Here is a 15,652-nt window from a genome sequence, read left to right as displayed (position 1 = left end):
CAAAAGAAGAATAGCTTTTAGATTAAAATAAAGATCAAGAATTAAAAATTACCAACTAACCTATAGATCTTTTTCTATAGTTTATAGCCAAACTTCAACAATATGAAATCACTATTACTTTCCTTTCTAATTTGTTTTTCAATAACAACAATTTTTGCCCAAAACCAGGGAGACAGTTTAAAAATTAATGAGCAGGAATATCTTGAAATGCGCGGTCTCAACGTCATGCTTGCGCACGATTTTTATCCGGAAAGTCATCAGGGCGGTGTAGGAATTATTCAAAATGGAATTAGAGTTGCCACCAACGGAGATTTACGCCTGGAGCCTACCCCAGGGCAATGGCAACCGGTACCAAAAGTTGGGGAACGGGTTGTAAATAGGGAAAATAATAATATTAGTGTGAAAATGGCTTATCCCGATGAAGCCAAAAACCGAACAGGCTTTAATCCTATTGAATATCCCGATTTGGAATTTTCTTATAACCTGAAAATAATTCCGCAGGGAAAATCTTTTAAAATCGTAGTAGACCTGGATGAAGCTTTGCCTGAAGAATGGATTGGAAAAGTGGGAATGAATATCGAATTCTTCCCCGGTTACCTTTTCGGAAAATCCTATTATATGGATAATGAATTTGGTCTTTTTAACCGCCAGGCAAATGGCCCGGGATCTTATGATGATGACGATGAATATCAAATAAAGCCTATGGCTGCGGGAAAAGAATTGGTAATTGCCCCCGGGACGCCCAGGCAAACTTTAAAAATTGAAAACTTAAAAGAAAATAATTTAGAGTTAATAGATGGCCGTGCACAGCATAGTAATGGCTGGTTTGTGGTTAGGTCACTAGTACCTTCAGGAGCCACCAAAAATGCTATTGAATGGCTTATTACTCCAAACACCCTGGAAGATTATACATACGATCCCGTAGTTCAAATCTCCCAGGTGGGTTATCATCCCGCCCAGGAAAAAATTGCCGTGATAGAAACCGATAAAAATGATACTAACCTGAAAGAAGCGAAATTATTACGGATAAATAATGAAGGTGGTTTTACCGAGGTTCTTTCAGAAAATCCTTCAAATTGGGGGGAATTCCTCAGGTATAAATATTATCAGCTGGATTTTACCAAAATTAAAGAACCGGGAATGTATGTTGTAAAATACGGCGATTATACTACTGAAGCTTTTCAAATTAGCAAAGATGTTTATAAACGTGAGGTTTGGCAACCCACTTTAGAATATTTTTTACCGGTGCAAATGTGCCATATGTTGGTAAACGATAGATATAAAATATGGCATGGCCGTTGTCATTTAGACGATGCGAGAATGGCGCCGGTAGATACCAATCATTTTGATGGATACCTGCAAGGCCCTGAAACCCTTACCAATTTTGAACCTGGCGAACATGTACCGGGGCTAGATGCCGGTGGTTGGCACGATGCCGGAGATTACGATCTTAGAATAGAATCCCAGGCTTCTACCATCCACGGACTTTCACATATTTATGAGATTTTCCAGGAAGATTATGATAATACCACCATAAACCAGGAAACCAAAACCGTAGATATTTTACAACCCGACGGAAAGCCAGATTTTCTTCAGCAAATAGAACACGGCACCATACATATTGTAAATGGCTATAAATCTTTGGGCCGGTTTTATCGCGGGGTGATTGTGCCTACTTTAAATCAATATGTTTTGTTGGGCGACCCGGTAAACCATTCTGATGGTGAGATTTATAAAGAAACCAGTACTTCAAAAGAAATTCCGTTAGGCCAGGAAGGTGCGCCAGATGATCGCTGGGTGTTTACCGAAGAAAATCCGCGTAGGGAATTACAAAGTGCATCGGCCCTGGCTGCCACTTACAGGTCTCTAAAAGATTTTAATCCTGACCTGGCTGAAGATGCCCTGGAAATCGCAAAACAAACCTGGGAAACTACCTCTACAGATAATCCCGTGCACAAACTCAGCTTAAGTGTAGAACTTTTTAGAAGTACTTCTGACGCGAAATATGAAGATTTCATAAAAGAAAATACTAAAATTTTTGCTGAAAATATTGCGCAAACCGGCTGGGTTCTCGCACCCGTTTTTGATGAAATTCAGGATGAAAATTTCAGAAATAAAATAAAAGCTTCTGTAGAAGATTATTACCAGGAAGTAGAAAAATTAGGAGCACAAACTCCCTACGGAATGCCTTATGAACCCGATATTTGGGGTGCAGGATGGGGAATTCAGAATTTTGGGATGAAACAGTATTTTTTACATACCGCTTTTCCTGAAATCTTTCCGAAGAAATATATGCTAAACGCGCTCAATTTTGTTTTAGGGACGCATCCCGGTGTAAATACATCTTCTTTTGCATCAGGGGTGGGTTCTCGCTCCTTAACCCAGGCTTATGGAATGAACCGGGGCGATTTCTCTTTTACTCCTGGCGGAATTGGCTCAGGAACGGCATTAATTCGTCCTGATTTTCCTGAATTGCTGGAATGGCCTTTTCTTTGGCAACAAACCGAATATGTTTTAGGCGGTGGTACTACAGATTACCTGTTTTTAGTATTGGCAGCCGATAAATTATTAAACGAATAATTGGAAAACCCCACGGTAAAAAGCTTAGAACATTCAAATCTCAATTATCTAATAAATTACCTTTAAAGTGGTATTTTATAAATTATTTTCTGTCTCTATCTTAGCCTTGTCAAATTACTAATTGTAATAGCAGATTAGTTCAAAGAAGATTTGGTAGGGCTAACTTCTTAAATGTTTGATTTGGGGATTAACATTTATGAGTATCTAATTTCTAATACCATTAAAAAGTATTTGACGCAAAAACCTTCAGGATTTCCGTGGAGGTTTTTTCATTTATATAATTTTCTCTCACGAAACTTGAAAAGACTAAGGTAAATAAGGAAAATTCCTATATTTAATGTGATTAAACAATCGCACTTTATGCAAAAGGATTTCGAAAAAATCTCAGCTTACTGGCAGGAAATGTATTCCCGCCAGGTAAAAGAGTATCGGCCGTTTGAAATCTCTGAAGAATTTAAAAGATTTGCCGCTATTTTTGCCCCGGGAGACTCCTATTTATATATTGTAAACCTTCATAATTTTGGATTGGAATATGTTTCTAATTCGGTAGAACGTTTTGTAAATAAAAAGGCCGGAGAAATTACGCTACAGGATTTATTGCAAACCGTGATCCCCGAAGAAATTGAAATTATAAGCCTTAAGAGCAAAGTCATCAATAATTTTTATACCGAATTTCTTGATAAAGAAGATGTATTAAACTATAAAAATATGTTTTCTTATAGAATGAAAAATGCCTGTGGACAAACACGAACTATGTTGTACCAGGCATTCCCATTAAGTGTATTAGAAAATGGAACCCCAGAACATGTATTGTGCATTCCAACCGATGTTTCTCACCTTAAAGTGACCAGCACCAATACAGTTTCATTTATTCATATAAACGGCGGAAAATCTTATTATAATATAGATATTTCTAAAGGTACATTTGAGCCCGGCGAAAGTGCAGATACCTGTTTTTCAGAATTTCTCACCGAAAAAGAAAAAGCTATAGTTTGTAAATTATCCAGGGGCTTAAATGCTGAACAAATAGCCACCGAAATGAACCTCTCCCCGCACACCATTAAAACCCATAGAAGAAACGTACTACAAAAAAGCGGTTGCAGAAATACTACTGAACTTGTTGCCAAATGTCTTACTACCGGAATAATTTCCCCGGTATTGAGTTGAAAACAGTTTTACACAATTAATTTTTATATCAATAAAGTTCTCACAAACAGTTATTTAGTCTTATATTTATAAGGATATCTCAATATTACGATCCTTGATTCTGGAGAAAAAATTATTTTTAGCGCTTTTCTTTTTAGTGCTTTTTAGTCCATCAATTTATGGGCAAATCTTCGATTTTAGTAAACCCGATCCATACAAAAAGGTTTTTGTAAAAACCGATGATTTTGGCCTTTCTTACTTGAAAGAGCTAGAAGAATCTTTAGAGAAAATTGAATCAGATACTCTTAAGTTTGAAGTTTTAAACGATCTGGCTTATTACTGGCATACCAGGAACCTCAGCACTGCCCTGGAGTTTACCGAAAAAGGATTGGCACTTACTTTAGAAAATAATAATTCGCTTTGGAATGGAAGATTCCAAATCACCCAGGCTGCTATTCTATTGCGCCAGGAAAAATTAGATGAAGCAGAGGCAGTCCTCAAAGAAGCTGAAGCCAAAGTAACAGAAAGTGACCTTGCATTTCTTAATACACAATTAGGCTATGTTTACGAACGCCGTGGACAACTAGGAAGAGCTGCCGATTTTGCCCTCGAAACTTTGCGCCTGGGAGAAAAATTAAATAATAATAAAGCAATTGGAATTGCTTACAGCGATTTAAGCAATTTGTTTTGGAAGCAGGAAAAATATGAGGAAGGTTTGGAGTATGGCCTGAAATCACTTTCCTTTTTTGAAGAAAGAAATGTAGTAAATCTTGACTATGATTTTACGCTTTACGTGGTTGGAAATAATTATTTAAAACTTAAACAATACACCAAAGCAATGGAGTACTATACACGTTCTATAGAAATTGGTGAACGTTATGGTTTTTATAATAATCTAAGCGATGTTTACATTTCCCTTGTAGATCTTTATGCATTTTTGAATGAATTTAAAAGCGCTGAAGAAGCCGGTAAAAATGCCATAAAGTACGCCTATCTTCTTGATAATGCTTTTATGCTAATGCGTTCTTACCTTTCGGTTGGAGAGTTACAAATTCAGAACCAAAATTATCCTGCTGCAATAACTAATATTAAAAAATCTATCGAGGTGGCTACACCAAGCTTTGGAGATGGTTTCTTCTTAAGCAAAGCCTATAATAGTCTTGGGGAAGCTTATGCGAAAAATGAACAGTATCAGGAAGCGTATAAAGCATTTTCTGAATATGATTCCCTTAATAAAATTGTATTCACCGTAGAAGCAGATCAACGTATCTCTCAGTTAGAAACCGAATTTAATGTAGCTCAAAAGGAAAATACTATTCAACTTCAGGAAACAAGGTTATTACAACAGCAAACGAGTCAAAATCTTATTAGTCTAATTGCCGGCTTGTTGTTCCTGATTTTATTGGTGCTATTTGTTAGTTTTAGCAATAATCGAAAGAAAAATAAACTATTAAGAAAACAGAATAAGGAGAAAGAATTTTTACTAAAAGAAATTCATCACCGGGTAAAAAATAATCTTGAAGTGGTTTCCAGCCTTTTGGCTTTACAAACAGCACAAATTAAAGATCCTAATGTTGTGAGTGCGATGAAAGAGAGCCAGAACAGGGTATATTCTATGAGTATAATTCATCAGCGTTTATACCAGAATGATCATCTTTCTTCTATTGAAATGAAAGATTATTTCTTAAATCTTGGAAACCATATCCTGGATTCCTTTGGGGAAGAAGAACGTATTAAGATCAACTATAAAATGCCTGAATTGCATCTTGATGTAGACACTGCGGTGCCTTTGGGATTAATAGTAAACGAACTATTAACAAACAGCCTCAAATATGCTTTTCCGAATAATCAAGAAGGGGAGATTACTATAGATTTAGATAAAAAATCGGCTAACGAGTTGCAGCTGCTGGTAAAAGATAATGGTATTGGGCAAACCGAAGGTGAACCCGTTAAAGGAACCGGATTCGGAAAAACACTCATCGAGTTGCTTACCCGACAATTAGATGGGACGATGCAGGTAATTTATACTTCTGGCACTCAATATTTATTCAATTTTAAATCGCACAGGTTTCCTTGATTTGCCGTAGAAAAAATGTTTTAATTACTATTTGCTCATAGCATCATTTAATTTTTTGGTATCTACATATTGCTGAAAGGCACTAACTTTTCCATCTTTTAAAGTCCAAAGGTGAGCAACTTGTGCATTATAAGTTTTTCCGGTTTCTTTAACTTTAGCATTATATCGCAAGGTAGCCAATACCTGATTGTTGCTCATTTCATGTAGTTGGATGTCTTCAAGTTTGAAGTATTCGTGTTCTGCTCCAACTCTTGCAAAAACTCCATTTAAAATAGCCTCCGGACCTATATATGGGTTGCCATCGGCATAAGCATTACCTTCGGCTTCGTTCCATATAATTTCTTCGTCCATTGCTTCCAGAACAGATGGAATATCACCCTCGCCAAAAGACTTATAGAGCCCATCAATAATTCCTGTATTTTGATTTGTACTTTCAGGTTTCATTTCCACCCGGATGAGACGTATTGGCTTTGTCTTGCTAAGATTCACGACAGAATGCGGTGCTTCCGGTTCTTTGGTCATGGTGAGCGGAAAGCTTAATGGTTCCGGAAGTTTTTGAGTATTAAAAATAACCTTATCATTACTATCATAGTCAATAAAGTCGGCGGCTTCCTGGATATATAAAACGCTTGGCCATTTGTGATGGTGAAGCGGTTCTTTTTCTTCCGGAGCCAAATAAACTTCAAGTACCCTTACCTGGTCATTCTCTAATAATATTTTATGATTATTTGGAGCAGCTATCACAGCATCCAGTTCAGCTGGCCAATTAGCCGGATTACCTGTTTTATAATCTATTTTTTGACTTTCTTCGTATTCCTGTCCGAAAGCGGTAATGGTCGCTAAAAATACGGCCAGTAAAATAGCCTGGTTTTTAAGTGTTTTCATAATTAATATGTTTTAAATTCGGTAATTTTTCATTCAGAATAACTTCTTAGGGTTTCTCTTACGGGCCTGAACTGAATTCCTAAATCTGTTTTTGCGAGATCGTTTTTATAGACGACTTGTGCTTTTTCTTTGGGTTCTTTATGATTCAACATTTGGTGAATATCCCACACTTTATATGTTTCACTCGTTAAAAGATAATCTTTGCAGTGTAACCCATTTTTCGTGGCCGCCTGGTAGGTGGCATTAGCCACATCTTCAACATCTACCACGGCAAAAGGAACATTATTATCGTAGAGTCTTTGAATAAAATCATCTGGCGCTAATTTGTTTTTTATAAGAAATTGCAGGCCTGTAGAGGTGGAGTCTTCTCTATTAGACAAAGATTTGCCCATAACCATTACGGGGGAAACAGAACAAATTTCAAATGGAAGTTCTGGGTTGTCTGCGATGAATTTCTCAACGACTTGGTTGGCAATAAATTTGGCTTGAGAGTATGGATGGCTATCTTCACTGGTGTACCTGGCCTCTTTTTCATCAAAAGTATCGGAAAAGCTTTTGCCGCCTGCTGGCATTGGGAAATTGGTGTTCCAGGCTGCAACAGATGCAATAAAAACTACTTTTTCAATATTTGAAGTTTCTCTTATTGCTTCAAGAAAATTTTGGGTTCCTTTTATAGTAGGATCAAAAAGTTCAGCTTGCGGGTCTTTTACATCCAGTTGAAAGGGAGTGCCACTGTGAATTACGATCTCGCAATCTTTTATAAAATCTTTTAACGGATCCAGGTCTTCCAACTTAAAAGCCCTGATGTTGAGGTTTTCTGAATTTTGAAGATCAAAAAGATGCTGATATTTTTCGCTTTTATGAATATTAGTTACCGAGACTTTTACCTCGTAACCTTCTTCCAAAAATTTCCTGGTTATGTAGCTTCCAATAAAGCCTGAACCGCCTATAATTCCCACCGTTTTCATCATCATAGCATTTTAGTAAGTCATAACTGTATTAACAGTTAATTCCCCGTTCTTTCTTCTGAAGAACTTAATTCATTTCCCTGCTGGATATCCTTTATAATTTTTGAAACATCCCAGTAACCAAATTCTCTTACAATTTTCCCGTTAACAAACCGGGCAGTAATATGAGTGGGAATTTGATACACTTTATTATTTGTTTTATAAGTGCCCTCCCAAAGGCCCCAAAAGTTCACCCAGGTTTCGCCTTCATCGTTTACAATCATTTCATATTCTGACGCATCGTCTACAAAATCCCAGCTAGAAAATTGAGAGGCATCTTTCTTGTTTTCCGCTAAGAATTGTGTCAGGTTTTTTCCTTCTTCCTCTGTTACATTGTTCATTATTTTAGCGGTATCGGCATAATGCGCTACCATAGCGTCCCAATCTCTATCTTCATAATCTTCCAGTACTTGTTTGTAAGTCTCTATTTCGGGTGATTGCTGAGTGTAGCGTGTGGTTTGTTGGCTACAGGCTATAAATATGACTATTGTAACTCCTAATGACATTAACTCTTTCATGACTTTATATTTTTAATTATTCCAGGAAACCTATTATTTTACCTTGCTTTAAAGACCAGGAATGTTTAAATCTTGTATAGATATATTCACATTCTGATGCTTTGCGACCCTTCACTATTCCGGTTACCAAAACCTTATTTTTACCAGATACCTGAAAATTGAGGTCCTTAAATAGAATGCTTTGCCATTCATTTTTTATAATTCCGCTAAGCGTAATATTGTAATTGCTATTCTTTACACTTTCTATTTCATCCCAATCTATACTGTTCGTTAGTGCGGCAATTTCATTTGACGTTGCATTCTTATTTTGCAGAACTTCATAGAGTTGTTTTACCAAATCCTGATCAATATTCTCCTGCCCCATCAAGTAGTTTGAAGTAAACAAACCAATAAGTAATGAGATGAAATAGAGGTGTAAGATTTTCATAGCTGTTTATTTAATTAATTGGAGGTGTAAGCCAGATCTGGACGCATACGGCCTGTTTTAGATTCATATTTATGCACGTATTGCATGAGATCATTAAATAATTTCTCACCTTCTTCTCCCAGTAGTTTATCTGTTTCTTCAGAAGTTTTAGCATAAGATTGCGCATCTTTTGCTGAAATTACCACGAGATAATAATCTCCAGTACTTCCAAAACCATTGCGATAAATTCTAAAATATTGTTTAGCACCTTTTGTTTCGTAAAGAGATTGAATCTCCTTCATCTTGTTTCTAAGGTTTGCAACATTTTGTGGTGTCACGTGAAAGAAATGCCATTTCCTGTAATCTTCTCCCTCGGTATTTGTGGTAAGGCCGTTGGGCATATAAGACATATCGTTTATTAAATGCACCATATAATTGCGGTGGGTATCGTAGCATTTATCAAACCGACTAAATATGGCCCTGAAGTTTTCTTCTCCCATTTTTTCGGCTAAAGGCGCCATAGGATTTTTGTCAAAATCGGCCATACTATTAATGGGAGCAATAGTTAAATAGGTTCCTCCGTCAATACGCGCTGTAGTCCAGTCTGCATCTTTAAGATTGTGTTTCTTGCAGGCTTTAATAAAATCTTTGGTAACGGCTTCATATTCTTTTAGCATAGAAGGTTTTACCTGATCTTCGTGTATCCAGAATGCCTGAGTAGTGCTTCCATTTTGTGCCAATAATTCATTGGTGTTCAACAATACAATTGCTACAAAAAGGGCAATAAATTTTACGGTCTTCATAATTTCTTGATTTTAAATTAATTACAAGAACAATATACTACCGTAAAAAACTGAAATAAAGCAAGTTAGGATGAGCATGCTAAAAAACTGTCCTAAACGCCATTATTTTTGATCAAAGGTCTAAATGGTCTGCAGTCTTTTTAAAAGTTCTGGCCGTTTATCTTTGGCCATAGGAATAGCTTTTTTAGAAATAACCACGTGAGTGCCTGCTATTTCATCTATTCTGGAAAGGTTAATAATATAGGACCTATGGATTCTTAGGAAATGTTTTGGAGGAAGTTTTTTATCCATTTCTTTAAGGGTTGTGACCAGTAAATATTCTTTTTCAGCCGAAAAAATACGGCAGTAATTACGCTCTGCCACTATGTATTTAATAGCTTTAATATCTACCTTTACCATAGTATCCTGGTGCCTTACAAACAGGCAATCTTTGAGAATAAAAGTAGCATCTTCAACCTTATTTCCTGGCGAGGTGACGATATTACATTTTAACTGACTTATGGTGAGTTCTATACTTCGCTGCAGATCTAATTTTTTAAAGGGTTTAGATATAAAAGCAAAGGGATGGGTTTCTTTTGCCCTGTTGAAATTTGCTTCATCGGCATTTGCGGTAAGATAAATAATGGCAAGATTAGAATGCAAATCCTGCATTTTTTGGGCGGTTTCTATGCCATCTAATTCCCCTTTAAGCTGAATATCTATCAAGGCAATATCCAGGGGATTGTTTTTAATAAATCGCAAGGCGTCTTCTCCCTTCGGAATAATCCCAGAAACCTCATAGCCCATTTCGGTAAGCTGCAGTGAAATATTAGCTGCAATGATCATTTCATCCTCAACTATTAATATTTGTATGGGTTGAATCATTGACCACCAGTATTTACTCGATATTCGAGATTAAATGCTCCGCGGCTTGTCTCGAAATCAAATTGTATTTTTCAATCCTATTGCTTCGTGAGCTTGCTCTGAAGTAGTTTACTTTCTCACAAAATTATGCGATAGGTATAATTACCAGAATTGAATTAAGATTGTGCTTCTTTTAAATCTTTTCTAGCAAAAGGATATTTGTGTAGGTTTTGAGGGGGTAGGCCTTAATAAAAACTGGGGACAGGAAATTATTTCTATAATGGCATGATCTTAAAAGATCCTAAGTCTCTAATTTAGTAAAAAACTACTAAATACCGATTTTATTTTTTCTAGTTTTGACGTAAAATCATATAGACCAGCCTTTTCTTCAAATTAAAATGATTGATCGGAATAGAAAACATTACCTCTTTATAAAAGATTGGATGATAAAAATCAATCTATTAATTGTTAGACCAATTTAATCTAATAATTCTGTCTCTAAAACTAGTATTGTTTAAAGAATGAATTGCTAATTCTGAATTTTCCATATTATTCAATTGAACAAACGCGAAACCTCTTCCCTTTTTGCTTCTGTAATCCCTAGGGATATGTATTTTTTCGACTTGACCATATTCACTAAATAGATCTATCAATTCTTCTTTGGAAGTTTCATAATCTAAATTTTCAATATAAATATCCTTAACATCTATACTGCTATTTTTTGAGTTATTTTTGCTATCCTCGAAACTATTCTTTATTTGAGTAGTTCTATTCTGTTTTTGTGGTAATGAATCTTCCTGTTTACTATTATCACCCCAAATTCTCTTTAATATTAAGGTAGGAGCACTAGAATTATCTATAAGATTTAAAGTTTTCAAAAGATTAACATACATAGCACTTGAACTTAGATAGTAAACTGAATCCTTATTCAAGGTTTTTCGAATTGACGATGTATAGTCTCTATTAATTTTATTTGTTTTCCCTATATTATTAAGTACTTGAAATAACTCTCTCAAACCTTCTTCGCATTCTTTCGGTGTTCTAATTTTTAGTCTTTTAACATCTCTTTTTGAAATACCCTTTTTACTCGCAATTTGCGTTTTCTCCCTTTCATTTAATGCATTATATACGATGCCCTTAGTCATGGCATTCTCAATTATTCTTCTGTAATTATCCCAATCAAGAAGTTCTAAGTAATCATGTATCATCTGAGGGGACAATAAATCACCATTTTTACCTAACAATATTAAAAGCATTTCTTCCCTAGTGGGACTTAGGAATTCAAACGCCTCTATGTACCGCTGGTCCTCTTTTGAAAAAACTGATTCACTATATAGAACTATAGTAAACTGATTTGTTTCATTAATGATTTCGGGCTCTACTAAGTCATTCTGTTTCATTAAATGGTAAATTCTCCTTATACCTTCTCCCATCTCTCTCATATAACCAATCTCTTTTAATACTCTGGCTATTAAGGAATTTCTAGATTGGTGAACACCATCTAAACGTTTTAAATCTTTAACCCGAAGGTTGGATAATAATCCAACTGGAGATGTTACCTCCATTCTATCATTGAAAATTTTTATTTCAATATTTCGCCCTTCATTACTATAATCTCTATGAGCAATAGCATTTATTAGAGCTTCTCTACAAGCATCCTCAGGATACATTACCCTTTGTCTAAAAAGAGCATCTTTTGCAAATTTTGTTTCTACTAAATGAGGTTTTAGTAACTCCCAAGAATTACTTATTAATTCAATAATATTACCTCTTGCAATCTCATCATTAATTACATTATAATTTTTGCCAGTTAAAATTTCAGTACCATGTACCCTCATCACCCGAACTTCTGCTCTCGGATGCCACAAGCTTACATCTTTACCAAAAAGTAATAATGCACTCTTTCCAAGTTTTACTTGTTGAATATTCAGCTAAACCTAAGGTTTGCAAAACCTTTTCATTAGAAAACCCAGGAGCTACAGTTTCTCCCACACTTGCAATTAGCGATTCATCTAAGTTTTGTAAAGTGGCTCCATCTACAAATTTTCTATCATATTCCCGAGAGATTTGTTCTTGTCTCTCAAACCTTAATTGCTCAACAGAAACTGGAATAGTTTCTCTATCTGACCTTTGTAAACATCTACCATCACTAGTTAAATGAATATATTTTGTACTCTTATTGATTGAAAAAAGGATTACAACCTTAGAATCGATAGTTATACTTTTTGCTAGCACATTCGTTAGAGGTGTATCCTGATGTACATAATCATTATAGCTATTTATCATTCTTTCCAGGATTGGTTCTTTATAGTCCAAACCAGAAATTACGCCATTATCCTCTACACCAATTAAGAGATCGCCACCATCAGCATTAGCAAACCCTACTAAAGTCTTCCCGATATCTGAACCAATCTCTTTAGGAGTTCGCTTCATCTTAGAAGAAGGATGTCCTTTATAACCACTTTTAAACTCTCTAAAATGACTTTCTCCTAATTCAATTATATTTTTGATTTTTTCGGGTAAATGAAGTAGTTCCATATAACAACTATTTTTTTAAGATGGTATTTTTCCAAATTTAACAATTCCAGTAAAAATTGAATGATAAAACATACCTATTTTATTTGTTCCCTCATTCGTCCCCTAAAATAAAAAAACCCTACAAACGTACTGTCTGTAGAGTTTAAGATATCTATTCTGTGGTCCCACCTGGGCTCGAACCAGGGACCCCTTGATTATGAGAATTTTTTTGGGGTAATCAAACGGTTCAAATACACACATATATTATTGATTATCAGTATTTTAATAAATTTTGATATCAAATGAAATCAGGTGATTTCATCGAATTATGTGCAAATTATGTGCAAATTTTTTTAGTATATTTACCTGATGCAGACCAGTTTAACCCTCAGTTTGGACAAAAGAAGGAGTCGGAAAGATGGCAAATTTCCGGTTATAATTCGCCTTGGTCACTACCAAAAAACCACGTCAATAGCGACTGGACAAGCAATTCCGGAGGAATGCTGGGACGATAGAAAGAAAAAAATCAAGGGGTCCTTTAAAGGAACCGAAGCACTCTTTCATTTAAACAACCTTTTGCTTAAAGAATTAGTCCAATATCAAGATAAAATAAATCAGCTACGTGAGAGTGGAGAACTAGAATTCCTATCCATTAAACAATTAAAGAATCGTCTTGTAGGTAAAAATAAATACGATTCTTTCTATGAATTTGGTGAAGCAAAAGTGGTTGAGTTAAAAGCTACTAATCGATTTGGAACTGCAAAAAATTATCAGCATTTAATTAATGTCCTAAGAAAATTCACTAAAGGGAGAGATGTGAAATTTAATGAAGTTAACTATGAGTTTCTAGTCGATTTTGAACGGTATCACCTATCAAAACCCGGAAATAGCATAAATGGAGTAGCTTCTTATATGCGCACCCTGAAAGCCATATTTAACAGGGGAATTAAAGCAGGAATTATAAAGCGGGAGGCATATCCTTTTTACAATTATCAGATCAAAACAGTGCCTACTGCAAAAAGAGCGATAAAGCAGGAATCTGTTAAGAAAATATTGGAGATGAAGATTGATCCTTCGGACTTTATGGTTCACTACCGCAACTACTTCATTCTTTCTTATATGTTATTTGGAATGTCTTTTATTGATATGGCATTTCTAAAAGTAGAAAACATTAGGAATGGACGTATTCGATTTCAGCGAAAGAAAACTTCAAAACTTTATGATATTAAGATAACCGAACCCTTAAAGGAAATTCTTAATTTTTATACCAAAGATAAAAGTTCGGATGAGTTCATTTTACCCATTATCAAAAGGGAAAAAGTAGAGTTACAATACAAAGATGTTAAGGACGCTCTCCACCGTTACAATGATGGTTTAAAACGTCTAGCAAAACGTTGTGGCATTGACGAAAAACTAACCTCTTATGTTTCAAGACATAGCTTCGCTACTCACGCTATGTTGAAGAATATTCCACTTATAGCCATATCTGAAATGTTAGGACATAGTAAATTGAATACTACCCAGATTTATCTAAAATCTTTACCTTCGAATCTGATGGATGTGTACCAGGAAGAGTTGAATAAGTTTTAAATTTTCTTCGTAGTCAAATATAAATCAAACAAAAATGCAGTGTATTTATCCTAGCGTTTGCTTACTTTAAGTTAAGCAGAACCCTCGAATTAAGTATTTTCTCAACATTAATAAATGTAAAAATGATATTAATTGTTGAAAAAATCATACAAATAACTGTTAGTTAAAAGCTTTAAATTAGCTTTAAAAACCTCTATGAATAGATTTCTACTTTTCCTTATTTTAATTGTTTGTATTTCAAGTTGTAATATATCAAAAGATAAATCCCGGAATTCCTATAGTGTTTCCACGGAGCTAGTTTCCACATCAGGCAGAACTTCCGAAAAAAAGGACTCCAGCGTAATTTTGATTAATTCTGCTTCAGCTATTCATTTTAAAGCAAAAACTGATACTTTAATTGTTGATTTTGAATTACCTGAAACAGATCACGCTTATATTAATCTTGAAATTAATGATACTTATAAAGGCCGTTTTAAGGTAAAAAAAAGCCTCCCCTTAAAGTTCCCTTTAAACGATAGGACAGGTTTTCACGACATTTCCATATTTAAAGCTACTGAAGCCTCTAACGGCGCAGTTATTGTCAAAAAAATTGAAGCGTTTGAAATCGATAAATTAGATCTTCCCAAAAGGCCGGAAATTGAATTTATTGGAAATTCTATTACGTGTGGAATGGGTGCAGATATTCTAGAGATTCCTTGTGGTAATGGAGAGTGGTACGATCAGCATAACGCTTATATGGCTTATGGCCCCAGAATTGCGCGGGCACTAGATACTGATTTTAAACTGAATTGTGTTTCAGGAATGGGAATGTACCGAAACTGGAATGATGAAGACCAGCCAGTAATGCCTGATGTCTATGAGAATCTCTATTTAAATTCTGACTCGAAGGAAAAAGCAAATTTTGAAAATGCTCCTGATATAATTAGTATTGCCCTCGGTACTAATGATTTTTCGTTAGGAGATGGGGAGAAAAAGCGTACAGAATTTAACCGGGAGAAATTTACGACTGCTTATATTGACTTTGTTGAAATGCTTTTTTCAAAATACCCAAATGTAAAAATTGCTTTACTTGATAGTCCCATGCTTAACGCCGAACAGAAATCTATCCTTTCTGATGTTTTTAAGGAGATCAAAAATGAATTCTTAGAAAAGGAAATCACAATTTTTCAGTTTAAAAATATATCTCCAGGAGGTTGTACAGGGCACCCTGATATAGAAAACCATGAAGCAATGGCAAAACAACTTATTCCCTTTTTTAGAAATCTTTTAAAATCATAACG

At 35.2% G+C, this 15,652-nt stretch carries 13 protein-coding genes; 5 read left to right on the top strand and 8 right to left on the bottom strand.

All coding sequences use genetic code 11. The features are described from left to right. The first annotated feature begins 102 nt into the window (after window positions 1-102). From J0871_RS04495 to J0871_RS04485, 3 genes are all read left to right on the top strand, one after another. The gene (locus J0871_RS04495) at window positions 103-2,580 is read left to right on the top strand and encodes a glycoside hydrolase family 9 protein (protein ID WP_208223767.1); all 2,478 of its coding nucleotides are present in this window, start codon (window positions 103-105) and stop codon (window positions 2,578-2,580) included. A 360-nt stretch (window positions 2,581-2,940) separates the two neighbouring features. Beyond that, window positions 2,941-3,747: a helix-turn-helix transcriptional regulator gene (locus tag J0871_RS04490; protein ID WP_208223766.1), complete on the top strand. Its 807-nt coding sequence runs from the start codon at window positions 2,941-2,943 to the stop codon at window positions 3,745-3,747. A 94-nt stretch (window positions 3,748-3,841) separates the two neighbouring features. Then, window positions 3,842-5,803 (top strand): histidine kinase dimerization/phosphoacceptor domain -containing protein, encoded by a 1,962-nt coding sequence (locus J0871_RS04485; RefSeq protein WP_208223765.1) that lies wholly within the window; start codon window positions 3,842-3,844, stop codon window positions 5,801-5,803. Window positions 5,804-5,830: 27 nt separating this feature from the next. Here the strand turns inward: J0871_RS04485 and J0871_RS17270 are convergent, their stop codons facing one another. From J0871_RS17270 to J0871_RS04445, 8 genes are all read right to left on the bottom strand, one after another. Then, window positions 5,831-6,688, bottom strand: coding sequence for a nuclear transport factor 2 family protein (locus J0871_RS17270; RefSeq protein WP_243870384.1), 858 nt, complete (start codon window positions 6,686-6,688; stop codon window positions 5,831-5,833). 29 nt (window positions 6,689-6,717) lie between these two features. Continuing rightward, window positions 6,718-7,656, bottom strand: coding sequence for an NAD-dependent epimerase/dehydratase family protein (locus tag J0871_RS04475; RefSeq protein WP_208223764.1), 939 nt, complete (start codon window positions 7,654-7,656; stop codon window positions 6,718-6,720). Window positions 7,657-7,694: 38 nt separating this feature from the next. Further along, window positions 7,695-8,213 carry a nuclear transport factor 2 family protein gene (locus J0871_RS04470; protein ID WP_208223763.1) on the bottom strand — a complete coding sequence of 173 codons (519 nt, stop codon included), beginning with the start codon at window positions 8,211-8,213 and terminating at the stop codon, window positions 7,695-7,697. Window positions 8,214-8,229: 16 nt separating this feature from the next. After that, window positions 8,230-8,640 carry a hypothetical protein gene (locus J0871_RS04465; protein ID WP_208223762.1) on the bottom strand — a complete coding sequence of 137 codons (411 nt, stop codon included), beginning with the start codon at window positions 8,638-8,640 and terminating at the stop codon, window positions 8,230-8,232. Window positions 8,641-8,654: 14 nt separating this feature from the next. After that, window positions 8,655-9,422: a hypothetical protein gene (locus J0871_RS04460; protein WP_208223761.1), complete on the bottom strand. Its 768-nt coding sequence runs from the start codon at window positions 9,420-9,422 to the stop codon at window positions 8,655-8,657. A 120-nt stretch (window positions 9,423-9,542) separates the two neighbouring features. Further along, window positions 9,543-10,286: a response regulator gene (locus J0871_RS04455; protein WP_208223760.1), complete on the bottom strand. Its 744-nt coding sequence runs from the start codon at window positions 10,284-10,286 to the stop codon at window positions 9,543-9,545. A 440-nt stretch (window positions 10,287-10,726) separates the two neighbouring features. Then, on the bottom strand, window positions 10,727-12,103 hold the full coding sequence (locus J0871_RS04450; RefSeq protein ID WP_208223759.1) for an ATP-binding protein: 1,377 nt from the start codon (window positions 12,101-12,103) through the stop codon (window positions 10,727-10,729). A 40-nt stretch (window positions 12,104-12,143) separates the two neighbouring features. Beyond that, window positions 12,144-12,803, bottom strand: coding sequence for an ATP-binding protein (locus J0871_RS04445; RefSeq protein ID WP_208223757.1), 660 nt, complete (start codon window positions 12,801-12,803; stop codon window positions 12,144-12,146). 372 nt (window positions 12,804-13,175) lie between these two features. On the opposite strand from J0871_RS04445, the gene J0871_RS04440 reads away from it, so the two are divergent. Beyond that, on the top strand, window positions 13,176-14,372 hold the full coding sequence (locus J0871_RS04440) for a site-specific integrase (RefSeq protein WP_243870383.1): 1,197 nt from the start codon (window positions 13,176-13,178) through the stop codon (window positions 14,370-14,372). 195 nt (window positions 14,373-14,567) lie between these two features. Further along, window positions 14,568-15,650, top strand: coding sequence for an SGNH/GDSL hydrolase family protein (locus tag J0871_RS04435; protein WP_208223752.1), 1,083 nt, complete (start codon window positions 14,568-14,570; stop codon window positions 15,648-15,650). Window positions 15,651-15,652: the final 2 nt, after the last annotated feature.

Origin of the sequence: Salegentibacter sp. BDJ18 (genome assembly GCF_017579965.1) — a bacterium.
Classification (GTDB): Bacteria; Bacteroidota; Bacteroidia; order Flavobacteriales; family Flavobacteriaceae; genus Salegentibacter.
Note: the sequence above shows the minus strand (reverse complement) of the source record. Positions and strands in the feature narration are given on the sequence as shown.

Coding starts and splice junctions, on each gene's coding strand:
- J0871_RS04495 (WP_208223767.1), top strand. CDS start 103: ATGAAATCACTATTACTTTCCTTTCTAATTTGTTTTTCAATAACAACA.
- J0871_RS04490 (WP_208223766.1), top strand. CDS start 2,941: ATGCAAAAGGATTTCGAAAAAATCTCAGCTTACTGGCAGGAAATGTAT.
- J0871_RS17270 (WP_243870384.1), bottom strand. CDS start 6,688: ATGAAAACACTTAAAAACCAGGCTATTTTACTGGCCGTATTTTTAGCG.
- J0871_RS04475 (WP_208223764.1), bottom strand. CDS start 7,656: ATGAAAACGGTGGGAATTATAGGCGGTTCAGGCTTTATTGGAAGCTAC.
- J0871_RS04470 (WP_208223763.1), bottom strand. CDS start 8,213: ATGAAAGAGTTAATGTCATTAGGAGTTACAATAGTCATATTTATAGCC.
- J0871_RS04465 (WP_208223762.1), bottom strand. CDS start 8,640: ATGAAAATCTTACACCTCTATTTCATCTCATTACTTATTGGTTTGTTT.
- J0871_RS04460 (WP_208223761.1), bottom strand. CDS start 9,422: ATGAAGACCGTAAAATTTATTGCCCTTTTTGTAGCAATTGTATTGTTG.
- J0871_RS04455 (WP_208223760.1), bottom strand. CDS start 10,286: ATGATTCAACCCATACAAATATTAATAGTTGAGGATGAAATGATCATT.
- J0871_RS04450 (WP_208223759.1), bottom strand. CDS start 12,103: ATGAGGGTACATGGTACTGAAATTTTAACTGGCAAAAATTATAATGTA.
- J0871_RS04445 (WP_208223757.1), bottom strand. CDS start 12,803: ATGGAACTACTTCATTTACCCGAAAAAATCAAAAATATAATTGAATTA.
- J0871_RS04435 (WP_208223752.1), top strand. CDS start 14,568: ATGAATAGATTTCTACTTTTCCTTATTTTAATTGTTTGTATTTCAAGT.